The sequence below is a fragment of the Spirosoma sp. genome (assembly GCF_026391055.1).
GTDB lineage: Bacteria > Bacteroidota > Bacteroidia > Cytophagales > Spirosomataceae > Spirosoma.
In genome coordinates this window covers 164,340-183,261 of sequence record NZ_JAPLET010000010.1, presented here as the reverse complement: position 1 = coordinate 183,261, position 18,922 = coordinate 164,340, and the positions used below count along the sequence as shown (strand labels likewise).

At 47.9% G+C, this 18,922-nt stretch carries 17 protein-coding genes; 4 read left to right on the top strand and 13 right to left on the bottom strand.

Annotated features, from left to right (window positions below; genetic code table 11):
* Positions 1-167 precede the first annotated feature (167 nt).
* Complete coding sequence (locus NT073_RS03135) at positions 168-1,274, top strand: SMP-30/gluconolactonase/LRE family protein (protein ID WP_297368631.1); 1,107 nt, start codon at positions 168-170, stop codon at positions 1,272-1,274.
* 98 nt (positions 1,275-1,372) lie between these two features.
* On the opposite strand, the gene NT073_RS03130 is transcribed toward NT073_RS03135, so the two are convergent.
* From NT073_RS03130 to NT073_RS03120, 3 genes are all read right to left on the bottom strand, one after another.
* Entirely contained in the window at positions 1,373-1,714 is a 342-nt protein-coding gene (locus NT073_RS03130) for a hypothetical protein (protein ID WP_297368627.1), read from the bottom strand.
* The gene (locus NT073_RS03125) at positions 1,711-2,145 is read right to left on the bottom strand and encodes a hypothetical protein (RefSeq protein ID WP_297368625.1); all 435 of its coding nucleotides are present in this window, start codon (positions 2,143-2,145) and stop codon (positions 1,711-1,713) included. Before NT073_RS03125 ends, NT073_RS03130 begins: the two co-directional genes overlap by 4 nt.
* A gap of 80 nt (positions 2,146-2,225) precedes the next feature.
* Complete coding sequence (locus NT073_RS03120) at positions 2,226-2,759, bottom strand: TetR/AcrR family transcriptional regulator (RefSeq protein WP_297368622.1); 534 nt, start codon at positions 2,757-2,759, stop codon at positions 2,226-2,228.
* Positions 2,760-2,774: 15 nt separating this feature from the next.
* On the opposite strand from NT073_RS03120, the gene NT073_RS03115 reads away from it, so the two are divergent.
* Positions 2,775-2,927, top strand: a complete 153-nt coding sequence (locus NT073_RS03115) for a hypothetical protein (protein ID WP_297368619.1) — start codon at positions 2,775-2,777, stop codon at positions 2,925-2,927.
* Positions 2,928-3,058: 131 nt separating this feature from the next.
* Here the strand turns inward: NT073_RS03115 and NT073_RS03110 are convergent, their stop codons facing one another.
* From NT073_RS03110 to NT073_RS03085, 6 genes are all read right to left on the bottom strand, one after another.
* The gene (locus tag NT073_RS03110) at positions 3,059-3,259 is read right to left on the bottom strand and encodes a hypothetical protein (RefSeq protein ID WP_297368616.1); all 201 of its coding nucleotides are present in this window, start codon (positions 3,257-3,259) and stop codon (positions 3,059-3,061) included.
* Between the two features lie 130 nt (positions 3,260-3,389).
* Positions 3,390-4,835, bottom strand: a complete 1,446-nt coding sequence (locus NT073_RS03105; RefSeq protein ID WP_297368614.1) for a hypothetical protein — start codon at positions 4,833-4,835, stop codon at positions 3,390-3,392.
* Positions 4,832-6,334 carry an SMEK domain-containing protein gene (locus NT073_RS03100; protein ID WP_297368611.1) on the bottom strand — a complete coding sequence of 501 codons (1,503 nt, stop codon included), beginning with the start codon at positions 6,332-6,334 and terminating at the stop codon, positions 4,832-4,834. Before NT073_RS03100 ends, NT073_RS03105 begins: the two co-directional genes overlap by 4 nt.
* A 316-nt stretch (positions 6,335-6,650) precedes the next feature.
* Complete coding sequence (locus NT073_RS03095; RefSeq protein WP_297368608.1) at positions 6,651-7,247, bottom strand: DUF1080 domain-containing protein; 597 nt, start codon at positions 7,245-7,247, stop codon at positions 6,651-6,653.
* 73 nt (positions 7,248-7,320) lie between these two features.
* The gene (locus NT073_RS03090) at positions 7,321-9,291 is read right to left on the bottom strand and encodes a glycoside hydrolase family 97 protein (protein WP_297368605.1); all 1,971 of its coding nucleotides are present in this window, start codon (positions 9,289-9,291) and stop codon (positions 7,321-7,323) included.
* 19 nt (positions 9,292-9,310) lie between these two features.
* Positions 9,311-10,432 carry a lactonase family protein gene (locus tag NT073_RS03085; protein WP_297368603.1) on the bottom strand — a complete coding sequence of 374 codons (1,122 nt, stop codon included), beginning with the start codon at positions 10,430-10,432 and terminating at the stop codon, positions 9,311-9,313.
* 257 nt (positions 10,433-10,689) lie between these two features.
* Here NT073_RS03085 and NT073_RS03080 point away from each other — a divergent pair, with 257 nt between their 5' ends.
* The gene (locus NT073_RS03080; RefSeq protein ID WP_297368600.1) at positions 10,690-11,574 is read left to right on the top strand and encodes an OmpA family protein; all 885 of its coding nucleotides are present in this window, start codon (positions 10,690-10,692) and stop codon (positions 11,572-11,574) included.
* 386 nt (positions 11,575-11,960) lie between these two features.
* Here NT073_RS03080 and NT073_RS03075 read toward each other — a convergent pair whose 3' ends face one another.
* Both NT073_RS03075 and NT073_RS03070 read right to left on the bottom strand, forming a co-directional pair.
* Positions 11,961-12,746, bottom strand: coding sequence for a lipoprotein signal peptidase (locus NT073_RS03075; RefSeq protein ID WP_297368595.1), 786 nt, complete (start codon positions 12,744-12,746; stop codon positions 11,961-11,963).
* Positions 12,747-12,809: 63 nt separating this feature from the next.
* Positions 12,810-14,048, bottom strand: a complete 1,239-nt coding sequence (locus NT073_RS03070) for a proline dehydrogenase family protein (RefSeq protein WP_297369141.1) — start codon at positions 14,046-14,048, stop codon at positions 12,810-12,812.
* A 274-nt stretch (positions 14,049-14,322) separates the two neighbouring features.
* Between NT073_RS03070 and NT073_RS03065 the strand changes: the two genes are divergently transcribed.
* Entirely contained in the window at positions 14,323-15,426 is a 1,104-nt protein-coding gene (locus tag NT073_RS03065; protein ID WP_297368593.1) for a chorismate mutase, read from the top strand.
* Between the two features lie 94 nt (positions 15,427-15,520).
* Here NT073_RS03065 and NT073_RS03060 read toward each other — a convergent pair whose 3' ends face one another.
* Together NT073_RS03060 and NT073_RS03055 are read right to left on the bottom strand one after the other, a co-directional pair.
* On the bottom strand, positions 15,521-16,486 hold the full coding sequence (locus NT073_RS03060; RefSeq protein WP_297368590.1) for a DUF4249 domain-containing protein: 966 nt from the start codon (positions 16,484-16,486) through the stop codon (positions 15,521-15,523).
* A 5-nt stretch (positions 16,487-16,491) separates the two neighbouring features.
* Positions 16,492-18,906 carry a TonB-dependent receptor gene (locus NT073_RS03055; RefSeq protein WP_297368587.1) on the bottom strand — a complete coding sequence of 805 codons (2,415 nt, stop codon included), beginning with the start codon at positions 18,904-18,906 and terminating at the stop codon, positions 16,492-16,494.
* Positions 18,907-18,922: the final 16 nt, after the last annotated feature.

Below are 18,922 nucleotides of genomic sequence, written 5' to 3'. Positions count from 1 at the left end.
GGGTATATAAGTACTGAGGCTAACGTAGTTGAAGAAATTAGGTTACCGTCGATGTCGTTTAAAGGTCGCAAAGTCAGTCAGATATTCACTCGTTCACTCGGGGAATACAACTTTTAAGAGAACACTCGGTTTATGTCGGGATGTGTTTACGTACTCAACATAAAACCATGAAACAGTTTATTATTCCGGTTCTACTCGGACTGGGTTTAGCCGCTGGCTGCCAGAAGAAAGAAAATGCAAAAGGCGTCGATACCGGTGATCTCGACAGCGCAAAAGAGACCGTCTCGACCATTGGCGATCCGAAATTGCTCTATACCCTACCCGCTAAATACAACACGCCCGACGGCATGGCGCTGGCTCCCGATGGCACGGTCTATCTTTCCGTCCCCAACCTGGCCGACAACAGTTACCCCGGTGTGCTGGTCACGTTTGCCGCCGACTCGGTGAAGTTCTTCACCAGCCTGCCCGTCCACCCCGACACCAAACACGCCTGCCCGATGGATCTGGCGTTCGGCCCCGACGGCAATTTATACTATGCCGACAACCAGTACGAGAATGACAAAAACTACAAATCCCGGCTGATGCGCGTTAAGATGAGTGGGGGAAAAGCCGTAAGCGTGGAGCCGGTCGTGACGGGTTTCGGGCTGTCGAATGCCGTGGTCTGGAAAGGCAACACCATTTACGTGACGGACAGCCAGTGGGACATGCCCGACAACGACAAAGGCAGCGCCGTGTTCCACTTTACCCTCGATGAGCTGAATAAGGGCGTGGTGGCCCTGAAGCCGAAAACGATGGACCCGCACGTGCTGGCGACTTTCACCACGACGGTAAACGAAACGGGCGTAGACAACGGCGCCGATGGGCTGGATTACGACAGCAAGGGAAATTTCTACACCGGCTCGTTCGGTGATGGTACGCTTTACAAAATGACCCTCAAACCTGATGGCTCGTTGGCCTCGAAAGAAGTGGTGAAGGTAAGCGAACCGATTGCCTGCGTAGACGGCCTGATCGTGGACCGCAAAACGGACAAAATCTACCTCTGCAACTCGCGTATGAACTCGATACAGACCGTAACTCCCGATGGTAAGGTGAGTACACTCGTGCAGAATGGCGACACCGACGGCAAAGACGGCCGCATCGACCAGCCCGCCGAAGTCCTGCTAAAAGGCAACCGGCTCTTCATCACCGATTTCGACAAACCCGAAAAGAAGTTCGTCAACACCAAAGCCGACGATGTGCATACGATGTCGTATGTTGATCTGGTGAATCAGTAAATGTGTGGCGGTGCTGGCAAAGCTGGTAGGATTCGGCTTTGTCAGCACCGCCAAATAGTTTGGTCTTCTGTTATCCGGACGCCTTTTTGTGCCGGGCGTTATCTGTCTCCAATCAGCACTTTCTTTAAGTCGCCATTCTCTCTTGTCAACAAATACAGGACATAAGGAGCAAATGCCAGTATGCCTATAATCATGGCCGCTAGTGCCAGTATGATAGCCGCAGGAGCCAACTTATTCCGCCACATGATCCACAATCCCGAGAGTGTCAGGTAACAGCTGAAATCCAGATTGAACTGACCATTCCAGGTGAGTGAAGCCATGTTTGCGAAGAAGACTTGAAGGAGGTTTGCGCCTTCGTTCTGAAAAGCCAGGTAGGTATAGACCAATAGCGCAATGGTCTGGACAAGGAGCAAAAACCGGAGTAGAGGCTGTCTGTTCATTGGGCGATGGGATTCACGTTGATTGGTTTCCAAAGCGGCCCGGCTGCCAGCAACAGGAAGAAGATGTTAAAGAAAACATTCGATGTATTGCCTGAAGCCAGGGAGCCCGCACTATCCAGCACACACCAGGCTACAAGGCTTGTCAGTACTGATTTTCGTACCCCTTCCGGAGCGGCATCGTATACCCATTTTTGTAAGCACCAGATGCAAACACCCCAGCCAAATAAAAAACCGCCGGTAAGCGCCGAAAGAAACCGTGTAGTAGGGGCAGCATAATCCTGTGCGCCATCAACCGGAAAGCTCAGAAAATCGAGTGCCCACCGGGCCGGTTCCGACGTGGCAAGCATACTCCCTAAAAAGAAAACGGGGCCAAATGAACCGACAACAAAAGCGGTAAATTTCAAATACGATTTATAAAACGCTGGAGCCATAGCCGTACTTACTTTGTCTTTTGGCAAAGCTACCGGCGTGAACAGCTGTATTTTAGACGCTTCCGTACAATGCACCGGGGCTACCCGAGGTTTTGGGCAATCCGTTTTAAATTTTTAAAGTAATCGGATAGCCATTCATGCGTGAGCGTTTCGGCATTGATTTGCAGAAAGAAGTTTTCCAGGGCCAACTCAAACAAACCCTCCGCCTGACTCTGACTCAATGGTAATTGCTGGTCTTTCACCCAAATAGATACAAATTCGGAACCGATAATCTGGTTAGACCTGAGTAGCGTTTCTTTATACGCTTTGTGCTGCTGATTAATGCGCAACTGCCTGTTAAACAGCAAGTCTGTTTTATGGGCTACCAGAATTTGGATGAGTTCGGGGTCTATGTTGGCGGCTTTCTTTTCTTTATCGGCAATAACCTGCGACTGTACCAAATGAAAGGCCAGCAGGAGTTCTATAAAAACCTCCAGATCGGCGAAGTGATGGTAAAATGACGATTTACTGATGCCTACTTTTCGGGCGAGGGTTTCCACCTTCAGTCCACTTTCGCCGGATAAAGCGAAAATTTCGTACCCCACCTTAATCCAGCTGTCTTTGTTTTCGATCATGAGCCGAGTTTTCTCATGCAAATAAAGATAAATAGGGTCGATTACTTAAAACCGACCTATCCCTATATACGCTTCATCACCGACTACAACAAACCCGAAAAGAAGCTCGTCAGCACCAAAGCCGACGATGTTCGTACGATGTCGTATGTTGATTTGGGGAATCAGTAAAGGAGGGGCGGTGCTGGCGAAGTTGGTGAAAGTTGGCTTTGTCAGTACTGTTGGAAGACGTTGTGAAGTGATGACAATACCAGTAAAAACAAATTGGGAGGACTAGATGTGAGCAGATTTTTCGCTCAAGTTCATTTAAAATACAATTGTTGCTGAACGGCTTTAACAAAGTCTACTGTAGTATCTAACGAAGCAGCTATTTGGTCTATCGATAACAGATTCAAAGCCAAAAGATTAGTCACTGATTTTCGAAGTTTTCTTCTTTCTTCATTCACTGCTTCTGCATTACGAGCAATCAACATTTCTAATGTCGCCTTTTCGTCAGGTGTCATTTTGCGGCTGTCCAGTTCGTCGATGGCTACTTTAAGCCATTCCTCATCCTAGATTTTGGGAATTGAGTTGGCTTGGTCAACTGTATGGATCGTTTTCATTGTATAAATCAAATTTTCTAAACCATCCCGACTACATATAAAAGCTATATTTTAATTGCATTTGGTCTTCTGGGCCAAGGTATTTAAGAATTTCTCCAACGTTTCGAGCACACTCTATTGTAATGGGCATTTGTGTGTCGAACTGTGTATTATTCCAATTCATTTTTGTCAATGCCAAAATTTCATCACAAATTACATTTGGAGATTCATCATAGGTAGTCAATTTAACTTCAATAGCTCTCGGAATATATCTTCCCGGATATGTTTCGTAGTATGGAACCGAACCTCGGGTATATAATAAATGATGTTTATCACTCAAAGAAAAGTGAGTGCCTCGCATTGGAGGGTAGTTTCCTCGTCTATATAATCGAAGGTCTGAGGTCTGAATAGATACTAAGTCAATTTGGTTAATGTATAATTTTTTGGCAGCTTCAGTAAAACCGTATACTTCATCATCATTAAAGTTGGATGTTTTGTGCAAAATGATTCTTTTTGGGAATATTTTTACTGCATCATAGTATTCAGTCAATGATTGAGTAAGTAAGTTGAATGCTTGCTGGCCCTCTAAATGTGGTACCCTGTCATACTTTTTTAACTTAATTTCCTCTCCCCTTAGAATAACCCCTTTACCAAGTTCGTTAAATATTTGAGCTATACTTGTTTGTGTTGATTTTTTATCCCTGCTCTGAAAAAAACTTATACCAGCGTAGCAAGTTGTTTCTGCCGAGTCTTTACGGATTAAAGCCCAAGGTGTTCCAGATGCTTTATAATAAAGCGCAGTGAAAAAATTCCATGCAATAGTTGCCGGGTCTTGCATTTCTGCGGTTTGCTTAGCAATTCTATCCCTAATAATTTGAATTGGAACATTATATTGCATGGCTTGCGCTTTCAGATTCCTTCTAAAATTTTGCTCCTTTTTTGATAGTTTTTCTGCGTCAAAATCCTTCTCAATTATTTCTTTATCCTCTTCTTCCTCATTGTTTTTAGGTTTTGCTTCCATGATGTGCTTCATGAGGTTTTCAGATAATGCACAAAGAACTACGTCAGGCTTTTTGTTTTTTGAAAGGAATTTAATTTCATTGAGGTAAAGATTTGTAACTTCATTTATTATCTCCTCAAGTGAACCATTACCTGTTACAATTTTGTCAAAGTCAGAGTTGTTTAATTTACGCAAGTATGTCTCATCATAAGCTATTTCACACTTAAAGCCAATGTTTTTATTAAACCCACAAAAATTCATAAATAAATTCGGGTGTGGATTTTTACTTTGTTTGCCAGAAATATGATTTTTACAACTTTCAATCCATTCTATGATTTTATCCACACTTTCTCCCTTACCCACAATTCCAATAGTTATTTTTTCAGGTCTAACTTGAGCAATGTCAAAAGGATTAAATGAATATATACCGCTTTTAGGGCAAATATGTTGATCAGTACCGAATTGGAGGGAAGGTTCCTCTATATATCTTAATTTCATTCTTCAAAAAGTTTAATATTCTCAAGTTCGGTATCAATATGCAAGTCAGTTGGCGGTGCATCGATATCTTTTTCGTTTACTTTTACTGGATTCCACTTTGCCTCTTTCAAACTTGGGGACATGCTTATTGGTTCAGGTATGTGAATTTTGAGATGTGGAAATTCAGGCGTAAACAAATCTGTATATGCTAAATAATAAGAGAAAAATCTAAAGTAATTGTATATAGAATTGTTATTTTCAAGTCTTTTTATTCCAGACATATAAGCGGATTCAAAACGACTTTCATGATATCCACCTGGATTTGTAAAACTCCAAGTTGGATTAATTACTAAGTACCAGTCAATTTCAAAATTCAGGAACGATGCCTTGAAGGCAAGGCTTCGATAACATATAACGTGGCCTTCCTTCTTGTTTATCATTTCAAATATTACAGTTTTTGTTGATTCTTTTCTTCCTTTCCAACGTACTTGTTTAAGTTTAGGTGGTCTACTGTTTGCAAATCGAAAAGTTTCTCTCGGTCCATACCATTCTATCCCTTTGCGGTAACACAATTGTATCAATGTATTACGCAATAAATTTTTAAATACTCTGTTGGTTGCTTCATTTTGTTCGTAAAAATCTGAACATTCTATAGATACAATTGTGCCAATATCAATTATTTTTCTGAAGGGTTCATTTCCTTGGTTTAAATTTCTAAAAGTGTAAAGACAATTTTCGTATAGTATCCAATCGGATGACATTGCCTTATACCCTTTTAATGCACGTTGTACTAGCTTTGCTGGTTTTAGGTTTTTGACCTTCTTTTTTCCTATTGAGATCAAATATTCGTTAAGATTTTCAGTAATCGCTTCTTCATCTAAGTTTAAATCTGCCTTATAAACATGAGAAGGAAAAGAGATTTTTACCATGTTTGGGCATATATTTTCAGGGTCACTGTTTAAATATCCACTTTCGAATTTTTTCTTTCTTTCCTCTATTTGAATATCAGAAAATTCATGTTCGTATAATTTTGCAATGGTCAATAATTTTGGTGTAGATGAAATTGCATTTATTTTTTGTAGAATTGAATCCTTGTCTATAACGTTTTCACTGGAATTGAATAAAAAACCATCTGGAAGTACTTCCGCAATTTTAGCTTCATTATACTGCACGCGTTTTTCGGTAATGATATATATATACAAGACATCAAATTGTTGATGTAAATTATGTCGACCAAAAGTTTCAATAGTATTTTTTATCTTTTCTAATCCGCTAGTAGATGTTACTTGTATTGCCACTCTATTTTTGAAATCTGCTAGATCTATTGCAGGGAAGTTTTTACGTTGAGTAGCATTCAGATTTTCAAGTTCTAATCCTAGAATCTCATTGAGAACAGGAACTAAAAAACTTTCAGCATGGATATTGATGTGGTAGTTTCCTATAGCATTAAAACCGTCAACTTCTACAACAAATCTTGCTGCATATTTGGCTATATTATTAATGTAGTCTATTCTATTCAAAATATATATTGATTAAGTAGGAATATGGTAGCTATCAGCATAGATTATATGCCTTTAAATATAAGAAAAATCTGTAACAAACTTTGTCTTTATTTTATACTTTGTTATCAGTTAAGAATATTATTAATGAAGCTTAATTAGCCAACTATTCTGGTCGACTTTAGGGCTTTGACTTAAGTAGTTAAATTAACAGATGGATAGTTGTCATTAGAAAAATATCCCTGCCAATCAAAATACGCCCACAAGCACGTTTCGATTGACAGGGATTAGGAACACAAGTGGGGGCATCTTCGCAGGCTAAAACCCGCGCTACGTATTACAACTCTTTCAGCTTCATGTTCCGCCAGCGGACTTTGATGCCGCCACCGTCGTGGATTTGCAGGGCTACCGAGCCTTCGCCTTTGCCGATTTTCTCGTCGGTCAGGTCCACCATCTGGGTGCCGTTCAGGAAGGTTTGTACATGGTCGCCTTCTACCCGGATGCGGAGCTTGTTCCAGTCGGTGGGTTTCAGGATGTTCTCCTTCTCGTCGGGAATCTGGATCAGCCAGCCCCGGCCGTACGATTCGTAGATACCGCCCGTGTCGTGGTTAGGTGGCGCCACTTCAACCTGCCAGCCATTCACTTTGGTGCCCTCTACCGTCGAGCGGAAGAACACACCGCTGTTGCCGTTCGCTTCTTCTTTAAATTCCAGCGTCAGGTCGAAGTTTTTGTAGTGCTTCTCCGTAGCCAGATAGCCGTATTGTTTGTCGGGGCCGCTCTCGCAGATGAGTTCACCATCCTGGACGTACCATTTTTCGGTGCCGTAGATTTTCCAGCCCGACAGGTCTTTTCCGTTAAAGAGCTTGACAGTTTTAGTGGGGGCCGTAAAGGCCATTGCTATAAACAGCAGGCCAATTGCAAGGCATTGTTTCATCGAGTATCAGGTTTTAAGGGTTAATAAAATTTTTAAAGAATTGAGATTTCCGGCTAAAATACGGCTTGTCGCCTTATTTCTTTCGTAACCGAATTAAAAATCCACCGCCCGGCGCCAGATGTACCGGTAACGATTCTGTTCGCGTTACAGTTTTGGTATTAAACTGATAATCGACCGGATTTCGGTCAGCGTTGGGGCCATCTACGCAGCTAACAGCCTCGAAGGTTCCATCGCCCAGAAAATCCAGTGATAGCGTAAGATCGTGGGCTGCCCAGTTGCCCAAACCGCCAATGTACCAGTCGGTACCTTTCTGGCGGGCCGTCACGATATATTGCCCCAGTTGAGCGTCCAGCACTTTGGTTTCGTCAAAGGCGGACGGCACGCTCCCCAGAAATTCCATAAAGCGGGGCTCTAGCATCGCCTGCGACGGATTGCCCGAGAAAATGGAAATGGGGCTGTCGTACACCACGAACATCGCCAGTTGGTGGCAGCGCGTTCCCTGCGACATCACCTGCCCGCTAATGGGCCTGAACTGTTCTTTGGTGGCATTACTGAGAATACCCGGCTCGTAGTCCATCGGGCCGGAAACCATTCGAATGAAGGGTAACAGCACATCATGGTCTGGGGTAGCTTTGGTACTCCAGATGTTGTATTCCGAACCCAAAACGCTTTCGCGGGTGATGGCGTTGGGATAGGTCCGCTCGAAACCTGCCGGTTTATAGGCCCCGTGGTACATGATCATGATCTTCGCTTTGGCGCAGGCTTCGGCCACGCGGGTGTAGAAATTGACCATCTTCTGGTCGTCGCGGTCCATGAAGTCGGTCATGATGAAATCCACGCCCCAGGCTTGAAACTGCTTCAGAGCCGGTTCCAGCTGCCGGTCCAGCGTAGCGGCCAGTGTCCACATACTGAGCCGGACGCCCTGCGAATGCGCGTAAGCCACCAGCTCGGGGATATTCATGCCGGGGGTGATCTTGAACAGATCGTTATTGTCCGACCAGCCCGCATCGAGCAGAATCCGGTCGAAGCCGAACCGTTTGGCAAAGTCCACGTAATACTTGTACGTCTCCGTATTGACCCCCGCCCGGAACGGCACGTTGTAGAGATTGATGTTGGTAATCCACTCATCGGTGCATTTGCCCGGCTTTACCCACGAGGCATCACCAATGCGACTCGGCGTTGCCAGCCGATAGACCATATCCGAAGCCGGTAAATCGCGGTCGGTACCGATGACCATCACCCGCCACGGAAAGGTTCGTTTCCCGGTTGTGCGGGCAATAAAATCGGCCCGTTTGCTAACGACGTACTGCGAATATTCAGCCGCTACAAGCTTTTCGGTCAGTGGGTAGGGGGCAAAAACGCCGGTAAGACCGTTGCCTTGCCGGGCGAGAAACATACCGGGATAATCCAGCAGATCGGACTCCGTCAGCACCATGCGCGGGCCAGTGGCCGGAGCCAACAGTACCGGCGAAAAGCAGAGCGCCGAATCCGGCATCTGGTTCAACGGCCGAATCTGGTACGGCTCTTCGAAGGATGTATGAAACCGGTCGACCTCGGCGCGGGGCTGCACGGCGGGGTAATATACCGTTGGGTTATCAGCAAACGAAAAGCGGGCCGTTTCACTCAGAATCGTAATAGAATCGGCAAAGGCCGTTCGAAAACGGTAGGCCACTCCATCGTCATACACCCGAAATTCCAGCGCCGATTTATCCCGAAACTCCAGCACTAGTTCGGTGTAGTGATCCCGAATGACCCGCCGTTTGGTCACCACGGGCGGCAGGATGGAGTCGCGCACGGTACGGAGTCGGCTTTGTTTTGGAATGCCGTTGCCCACTGTCTGGCCATTGACCAGCGTCAGGGCGATAGCCGACGGGTTTATCAATGATTGCCCGGCTGAACTCACTGCAAAGCGAACGCTGTCTGTAACCGAAACCGTTAAGGCCAGTTGCCCGTTGGGCGATGGAATGGTCCGCTGAAACGGTCGTGGGGCCGCCAGCATCGACAGGCTGTAGCTCACAAACAGAATAAGCAGCGGGAGACGCATGGCGGGTAGGGCGTGTTGTTTAGCGGGTAGCCATCAAAATGCAGACGGCCGCCGGGACCTTTACCGATTGCCCCGTGTAGGTCAGCAGCCCCGTTTTTTTGTCCCGCTTAAATATGGTGATGTTGTCCGTATCCTGATGTGCTACAAAGACAAAATCGCCTTTGGGGTCGATCAGGAAGTTACGAGGTGTTTTACCTTCGGTGGATTGGTCCCCCACTTTAGTAAGCCGTCCGTCGTTGCCGATGGAAAATATCGCCAGCGTATTGGCACCCCGGTTAGAGAAATACAGGAACTTGCCCGACGGATCGACGTGGATATCGGCACTGGTATTCTGCCCCGAGAAGTCATCGGGCAGGGTTTTGATGTTATCGTCGAGCAGTGTCAACGCCCCGGTTTTGGGGTTTCGGGAAAACACAGCTACCGTAGAGGTCAGCTCTTCGACCAGGTAAGCGTACTTGCCATTCGGGTGAAACGTAAAATGGCGCGGCCCTGAGCCCGGTTTCACACTGGCGTAGGGCGTAGCGGCCGGTTTAACCGTACTCGACTTCGTATCGACATCGAAGATATTGACTTTATCGGTGGTCAGGTCTGCTACATATACAAACCGATTGTCGGGAGCCAGTGTGGCCGAGTGCACATGTGCTTTATCCTGCCGTGCCTTGTTTGGGCCGGTGCCTGCATCCTGAACGCTATCGGAAGGAGCGGCCAGTGACCCGTCGGCGTTGATCGGGAGCACGGCCAGACTGCCGCCACCATAGTTGGAGACAAAGGCCGTTTTGCCCGTCTGGTCTACGCTAACATGGCAGGGACCGGCGCCGAGCGTCGATTGTGCGTTCATATACGTTAGTTTGCCCGTTGCCTTGTCAATAGTATACGCGCTGACGCCCCCGAGTTTATCGGCCCCTTCATTGACCGAGTAAAGGTATTTTCCGGAGGGGTGAATGGCCAGAAAAGACGGACTTTTGCCGTTCGAGATCGACTGAATGGGTTGCATGGTACCAGCTTTTCGATCGAACTCGAATACATAAATGCCTTCGCTCCCCCGAACGGAGTAGGTACCAACATACATAATCTCTTTTGTCGATTGAGCCTGTGCTGTGAGACCAATGATAACCAGGATGCCAGCGAGTAATTTGTTCATAAAATCAAGGATGAATCTTTTTAATAAGCAGTGATAGAATGTAAACTACCGATACCAATTGAGCTACGGTATCACTTGAATGGCCTTTTTTTTTATTTTAAGGGTCCGAAAAAGAAATAATATGGACAGAATTGTTTTAGATGAAGGTTGCATTAAAAACGAATGGCTGTAATGCATTACTTTTGTAAAACGATTAAAGCCGTTCATTTCACGCATTTATCGTTTAAACCTAACTTTTCGTTAACACCTCCAGTACTATGAAACGAGTATTGATAATTTTTGCGGCCGTAACTATGTTGGCTTCCTGTAACAGCAAGAAGCGTCTGGCCGAGATTAAGGCGTTGCAGGATGCCCGTGACAAGGCAGTAGCTTCATTGAATGACTGCGACCAGCGTACGGCTACTCTTCGTTCACAACTGTCGGCTAAAGACACTGACTTGCAGGGAAAAGACAAGCAGGTAGGTGATCTTCAGGCTCAAATCGACTACCTCAAAAAGACAAACATCAACCTCCTTGACCGGATGTCCGATTTGTCGATTGTGAGTAAGTCGGGTGCTGAAAGCATTCGGAAATCGCTCGAAACCCTGAACGAGCAAACGAAGTACACAAACAACCTGAACTCGACCATTCAGCGTAAAGATTCGTTGAATCTGGCCCTGGTAATGAGCTTGAAGCGTTCGCTGGACGATATCAACGACCAGGACGTACAGGTAGAAGTGAAGAAAGGAGTTGTGTATGTGTCGATCTCGGATAAGCTGCTGTTTAAGTCGGGTAGCTATGACATCACACCGCGAGCAGAGACGGTACTGGGTAAAGTAGCTAAAGTAGTAAATGACCACAAAGATCTGGATATCCTGGTTGAAGGTCATACGGACGCTGTCCCTATTTCTACGCCAGCTATCAAAGACAACTGGGACTTGAGCGCTCTGCGTGCTACATCGGTTGTTCGTACGTTGCAGGCTAAATTTGGTGTTGCTCCCGAGCGTCTGACAGCCGGTGGCCGGTCGGAGTTCGCACCCAAAGATGATAACACAACGTCTGTTGGTCGTCAGCAGAACCGTCGTACGGAAATTATCATTACTCCAAAACTTGATCAGTTCTTCAACCTGTTGTCGAGCGGTCAGGCTGGTGGTAGCAAATAAGGAATACCTCAGTCGAAGAGTTCATTTGTCAAAAGCCCCCTCAGCACTACCTGAGGGGGCTTTTTGATATAACGTGGACGAGGTCGCCCGAGTGATGGTATGTAGCCATCAGGCTAACAACGTCGCTTCGATTTTAACGTGATCAGAATATTGACCGAGGGAAAGTATAGTCAGTCAGAAGGGCGCTGGGCATACTCCATGACTATGTTCGGGTGTTGTCCGGTCTCTGACCGGTGTGCCGAAACTAGTTAACTACACTGGTCTAAGACCCAATAACGCCATGACTTAGTCACTCACAGACAATGACAAACAGCGAAGGAGTCTTAGAAAAATGGGTACCTAAAATCTTTTTAGGTACCCATTTTTCCAAGACTCCTTTATTCGTGTTATTCAAGCCGTTTAGTTTCCTCTTCGGTCACTGCCGATTCGGGAGTAGGCTGTTGGGAATTTTCGTCCGTTGTTTCAATTACGTCGTCACCGGGCTCCTGAGTGGCAGGGTGTTCGTTTTGATCGAGTAATTCCGATGCGGGCAATACGGCTGCATTGGTCGCGTCGGGGCCGGAAGCAGGTAACAGGCTGTCTTCGATGGGTGGTTCACCAAAGAAACGGCGCTGGAAGAAGAGAATGATACAGACGCCCACGAAAATGCAGGAATCAGCAATATTAAAGATGGGTGTTGAATAATATTGACCACCCCATACCGGAACCCATTCAGGAATAAATCCTTCCCAAACATCGATAAAAATCATGTCGATCACCTGCCCATGAAACCAGGGGGTGGGTGATCCATAAGGGGCATTATTCAGAAAAACGCCATAAAACGTACTGTCGATCACATTGCCTACAGCCCCGGCCAGAATCATGGCCATAGCCCAGAGTAGTCCATTAGGCGCTCCCCTATGAGCCAGATTAACTAAATAATAGCCAATCCCTACCATAGCGAACAATCGAAAAATGCTTAGCAGCAGTTTACCGTATTCGTGCCCCAACTGCATACCAAATGCCATACCGGGGTTCAGCACATAATGGAGCTTAAGCCAGTCGCCAGCGAGTTTGACTTGCCCCGCAAAGCCGGGGGCCATATAAAAATGTACGGCCAGCTTCACGCCCTGATCCAGCAAAATCAGCAGCAGCGTTAGCAGAAAAAACTTATAGGGGCTTTTCTGAATCATGTTAAAAAATACAGCAAGGGCCCGACCAATCGGCCGGAGCCTTGCTGCGCCTGAAGTACTCTATTATTGACGACAGCCTTTACGGCGTTTTAACTCATTACTAACCAGCGTAAACTCCCGGCTACTCTGACCCGCAATCGACTTGTTCTCGTCTGCTCGTCGGAACAGATAAGGCATAACGGCTTCTACGGGTCCGTAAGGTACGTATTTTGCCACGTTATAGCCTGCATTGGCAAGGTTGTACGAGATGTTATCGCTCATGCCCAGCAGTTGAGCAAAGTAAATATGCAGGTCGCCGGGGGCAATACCCAGCTGCTTCATCAACTCAACGCAGTACAGGCAGCTTTCCTCGTTGTGCGTTCCTAAGCAGATCGAGATCGTGTCGCGGTTTTGCAGACAAAATTCGATAGCTTCATTAAACGCAATATCGGTATCTTCTTTGGTCGCCTGAATCGGGTCCTGGTATTCCTCTTCATGAGCCCGGAGCCGCTCCTTCTCCAGATAAGCGCCCCGAACCAGCTTCACGCCGAGGTAATACCCTTTCGCCTGTGCTTCGGCGGTGTCGCGCCGGAGGTGAGCAAGGCTTTCCCAGCGATACATCTGGTACGTATTATAGACGATGGGCCGCTCATGGTTGTAGCGATTCATCATCTCATAGGCCAGCGTGTCAATCGTATCCTGAATCCAGCTCTCTTCGGCGTCGATAAAAATGCGCACGTTTCGGTCGTGGGCTCGTCGGCAGAGGGTATCGACCCGCTTCATAACGCGATCAAATTCGGCCTTTTGCTCCTTGTTGAGGGAGTCGCCGATCTGAATTGCTTCGAGCAACTCGGTAGAAGCGACCCCCGTCACCTTGAAAACAGAAAAGGGGATATCACTGGATTCACTGGCTCGTTCTATCGTGCGTAAAATTTCGAGCGTTGTTTCATCGAAACTTTTTTCAGTCTCCTCACCTTCAATAGAATAGTCGAGGATCGTGCCAACGTGAACATCGTGCAGGTGGCGGATGGTTTTCTCCGAGTCCTGAATGCTTTCGCCACCACAAAATTGTTCGAAAATCGTGTTTTTAATGAGGAATTTGATCGGGAGACGCAGGCGCAGGGCGATCTTTATAAAAAAAGTCCCTAAATTTACCAGCCATCCCTTATTCATCAACGCAAATAACCAGTAGGTCTTTCGAAGTTTGAAATCCGACTGGGACGAAAAAGCAATCGAAGTGTCCTCAAATGAAAGGGGGCGAAGGTCCGACGTTGAGGCCGAATCCGGCTTAATGTCTTTAAGGCCCTGGACAGTCTCCGGCATTAGATTACTTCGGTTCGACATATCAGTGCTCCGTTTGGGCGGTGCTACTAGCATAGCTTAAGTGCGTGTCAGCTAACACGACCGAAATATATGACGAAATTTCGGTCAAACAGTTAATGCGCCAACACGGCTTGGTTCGACAAACTAAAAAGCGTTTAGACAAATGAAGGAACCGGCTTGAAAGACAGCCAATTCCTCCTGCAAATATACCACAAAATTAAATTTAAAGTTCCCCATAGAGTAGTAGGTGTTACTCTTAGATTAAGCGTTTAGTATGAAAGTAGAATTAGCCGTAGAGCCGCTTGGATCGTGGATTGATACCAACGGCAAACCCCTGATCATTGCCGGTCCATGCAGTGCTGAGACCGAAGATCAGTTAGTGGAAACCGCCCGCCAGTTGAAGGCGCTGAATGCGGTTCACGTTATCCGTGCGGGCGTGTGGAAGCCCCGCACCCGGCCCGGTAGTTTTGAAGGCATGGGCGAAGCCGCTCTGCCCTGGATTCAGCGTGCCAAAGCAGAAACGGGTCTCCCGTTTGCTGTGGAAGTCGCTACCCCCGAGCACATCGAACTGGCGCTTAAATATGGTGTTGATATTCTGTGGGTAGGTGCCCGTACGACCGTTAACCCGTTTAACGTACAGGAGATTGCGGATGCCCTGCGTGGCGTTGATGTGCCTGTACTGGTGAAAAACCCGGTAAACCCTGATCTGGCTCTTTGGGTAGGTGCTTTTGAGCGTCTGGCAGGAGCGGGTATCAAAAAGCTGGGCGCTATCCACCGTGGCTTTGCTACGGGTGAGGCCAGCAAGTACCGTAATATTCCGATGTGGCAAATGGCGATTGAACTGAAGTCAATCTTCCCTCAGTTGCCCATCATTGGTGACCCCAGCCACATGGCGGGTAAGCGTGCCTACCTGAACGAACTGGCTCAGATGGCTATGGATCTGAACTACGACGGTCTGATCGTTGAGTCGCATATCGACCCGGACAAAGCGTGGAGCGATGCCGCTCAACAGCTAACCCCAGCCGCTTTCGGCGAAATGCTCGACCACCTGCAAATTCGTCAGGTTGAATCGCAAAACCTGGAATTCCAGAGCTTTGTGGAACAATCGCGTCGTAATATCGATAACGTAGACCGGCAGATTGTTGAAATGCTCGGTGCCCGGATGGCGCTCGTTGAGCGTCTGGCCGAGTACAAGCGCGACAATAACGTAACGCTGTTCCAACCTGAGCGTTGGAAAGAAATTCTGAAGACACGTACCGAACTCGGTAAAAAACTGAATCTGTACCCCGAACTGGTGGAAGAAATCTACAAGATTATCCACATGGAGTCGATTCGGAAGCAAACCGAAATTATAAACAGCGCCGAACAAAACGTCTAGTTTGTTTTTAGTGTACTACGTGAAATGGGTGGAGTATGTACAGTAGTAATCAACCTACTGTACATACTCCACCCATTTCACGTAGTACACTATATTACTTCAACTTCAATGTCAAGGTAGCGTTATTATACCCGGCAAAACAACCCAGACCGCCTTCGATATTGCTCGGAATAAGGACGGGTTCGGCGAAGGGGTTGTTCCGGACGCGCCGTTGGCGGATAACTGCTTCCTGAAACTGGTAATACGCACGGTCAACACTCATCAGGTTTACGGTAACCGTAGCGTTCCAATATTGACCGTAGAAATTCGTTAGCTCATTGCTGGTGAAAGGGGTCGACAATAGATAAGCCTTCCCGGAACCCATCTGGGTGCCATCTACACCCGCGTCGGAAACCAGGCCCCGGTTATTATCGGAAATAGACAGTTGGGTAGCCCCCACCTGGCTGGTCCCGCAGGAGTCACACTTGGTCGTGTACTGAAAAAAGCCCGTCACCTGATAGTAGTTAGCCTGTGCCGGTGGGTCTTGCCAGCGGGCGAGTACATAATACCGCCGAAGCAGCGAGCGCCCCTGATTTTCGGTCGTCGAATCGAATGTAACGGCCGTTGGACGCACGGGAGCCGGTATGGTACAAGAGCTTGTTGCCCGCTCCCCCTTAGGCGTCACTACGGTAAGCGTATAAGTTCGGCCCGCAACAATGGGCAACAGCCGGGCACTGGCGCTGTAGTAGGGCTGTTTCAGAGAGTCGATGGGGGAGTTGGGTCTGTTGTAGCGCAGGGTAATTGACCGATTGCCTTCGGTAAGGGTGACAGTCGCATCGGTAACGTCACTACCCCCCGTATCGAGGCTGTCATCACTAACAACGGTTTTTGAGCGCGTCACTTTCACGGCCAGATCAGTGTCCTGTGGCGACAAATAACCGGCAACAACCAGTTTGGACGCGGCAAATCCTAATTGACTGGGATCTACTTCGTTCCGCAGACTGCTGCATCCCGCAAGCATTCCGATGACCGCCAGGAGCGTAAACAGCGCAGAGTAGCCAGTTGGAGTAGGGGAGTTCATACGCATCAGAATTTAATAGTATAGCTGACCGCCGGTACGATTGGAAATACCGAGTAACGAAACAAGGCCGTTCGAGCGGGCTCCGTTGTTGTTGCAGCTACCGATTCGAGCCGGTAAAAAAAGGGATTTCGACGATTATACAGGTTGTAGGCGCTGAACTCCCAAGTCCGTTCGTGATGCTTTTTCTTCTTGTGAAACTGAATCCCGAAATCAAAGCGATGATACGCTTCGGCCCGGAAACTGTTTTTTTGCATGCCGTAGTCGTCATTGGTACGGGCGTTTTGGAAATACTGCTGAACAATGGTGGACGTGCCGCCGTAGATGAGGGTGTTGCTGGGGCGGTAGGTGTCAAAGCGGCCAACCGGAACGGTCAGGGCATTGCCTGTCCCGTAAACCCAAACCGCCGATAGGGTAATCCGTTTATTCAGTTCATAAATGCCCACCAGCGAAATATCATGTCGGCGGTCGTAGCGTGGGTAGTAGGGCTGGCCACCGTTGAGTTCGGCAAATTGCCACTGTGTCCAGGAAAGGGTATAGCCCGCCCAGCCCGAGAAGCGTCCGGCTTTTTTCTGTAACAGAAACTCGGCTCCGTACGACCAGCCCCGGCCTGCGGTTACATTATCTTCCCAGCGCACGCTGTTGGCGGCTGTTGGGTCGTTGATGAGCAAAAAGCTGGCTCCCTCCTTGTAGTTAATAATGTTGCTCATCGTTTTGTAATAGCCTTCCACGGTTAACGTAAGGCCCCTGATGAATGCGCTTCCGGTCGAGAAGTCTTTTGCGATACCAATCGCCACCTGCTGCGATTGCTGCGGTTTAACCCGGTCTGTAGTAGGCACCCACAAGTCGGTGGGGAGGCCGATGCCCGTGTTCGACAGCAAGTGTACATACTGATTCATCATGGCGTACGAAGCCTTGACCGACAAATCGGGCTTCAGGGTGAAAGCCGCCGATAGCCGGGGTTCGGGCCGGAAATAGCTCGCGTCTTTCTGCTGGAAATAACTCAGCCGCAGCCCGCCGTTCACGCGCCACCGGCTCGATGGGCGCCAGGTGTCCTCGGCGTAGATGCCCGATTCCAGCACATTAATGTTATCGACATTGTTGATCGACTGATTGATAAGAGCGTTTTGCAAGACAACGGCGCTGGGCGTAAAGCGATGATAGGTACTCTGTATGCCCATCCGGACCGAGTGTCGTGGCGTCGGGTAATAATCCATATCGTACTTCAGCGATACATCTCGAATTCCCGAGTCATAATAAAGCGAATAGGTCTGCGCATCCTGCGTTCCTTTCTCGACCGATGAAATCTGAAATTTGTAATCGCTGAAGATTAGGGATAGGTTCGAGAACAGTTTTTGGTTGAACAGGTGATTCCAGCGGAGGGTACCGGTGGCATTGCCCCAGGTTAGGCCAGTAGCGGTGTTCAGCGAGTTATCATTGGCATAAAACCTGTCCCGGCCAAAGTACCCGCTCAGGTAAAGCTTGTTCGTCGGGCTGAAGTCATAGTTGGCTTTGGCGTTAAGGTCGTAGAAATAGTAACCTGCCGTGAGTGTTCCACCCGATTGTTGCCGTACCAACGGAGCTGCCACTACATCCAGATAGGTTCGTCGGCCGGAGACCAGAAAAGACGCTTTCTTATTCTTTGTCAACGGACCTTCGAGCATAAGCCGGGACGCAATAAGGCCGATACCGCCTTCGCCATGAAGTTTCTCGCGGTTGCCGTCTTTCATGTTCAGGTCGATCACCGACGAAAGCCGCCCGCCGTATCGCGCCGGAAACCCACCTTTTATCAGCTCGACACTTTTTATAGCGTCGCCGTTAAAGACCGAGAAGAACCCGAACAGGTGATTGGCGTTATACACCACGGCATCGTCCAGAATGATGAGGTTCTGGTCCGGGCCACCACCACGCACGTAAATACCCGTCTGCCCTTCCGACCCCTTCTGCACGCCGGGCATCAGTTGCAGCACTTTCAGCACGTCTTTCTCGCCCAGAAAGGCCGGTATCTTTTTGATCTGGCTTACGGGCACATCAATTGTACTCATCTGAGCGCTTTCGCTAACTTTTTCGGTCAGACGCCCCGCTTTTACATCGACCTCCGTCAGGGCCTGGCCGGGCAATAGAAGTACATTGATCGTCTGGTTTTTGCGGAAAGTAATGGCCCGTTCATGGGTTTCGTACCCAACGAAGGAATAGGCCAGATGCAGGGTATCCTGAGCGGGCAGAGTAAGTGAATAAAAACCGTAGGTGTTGGTCGTTGTACCGGTCGTGGTGCCGGGCAAATACACGTTTACGCCAATCAAGGCTTCCAGACTTCCAGCTTCGCGTACGTAGCCGCTGACCGTAACGCGGTGGTTTGGCTGAGCATGTAAACTGTTGATAAACAGAAGATAGAAGAAGAGTGCCTGTACTCGGATGCGCATGGGTAAGCGGACAAAC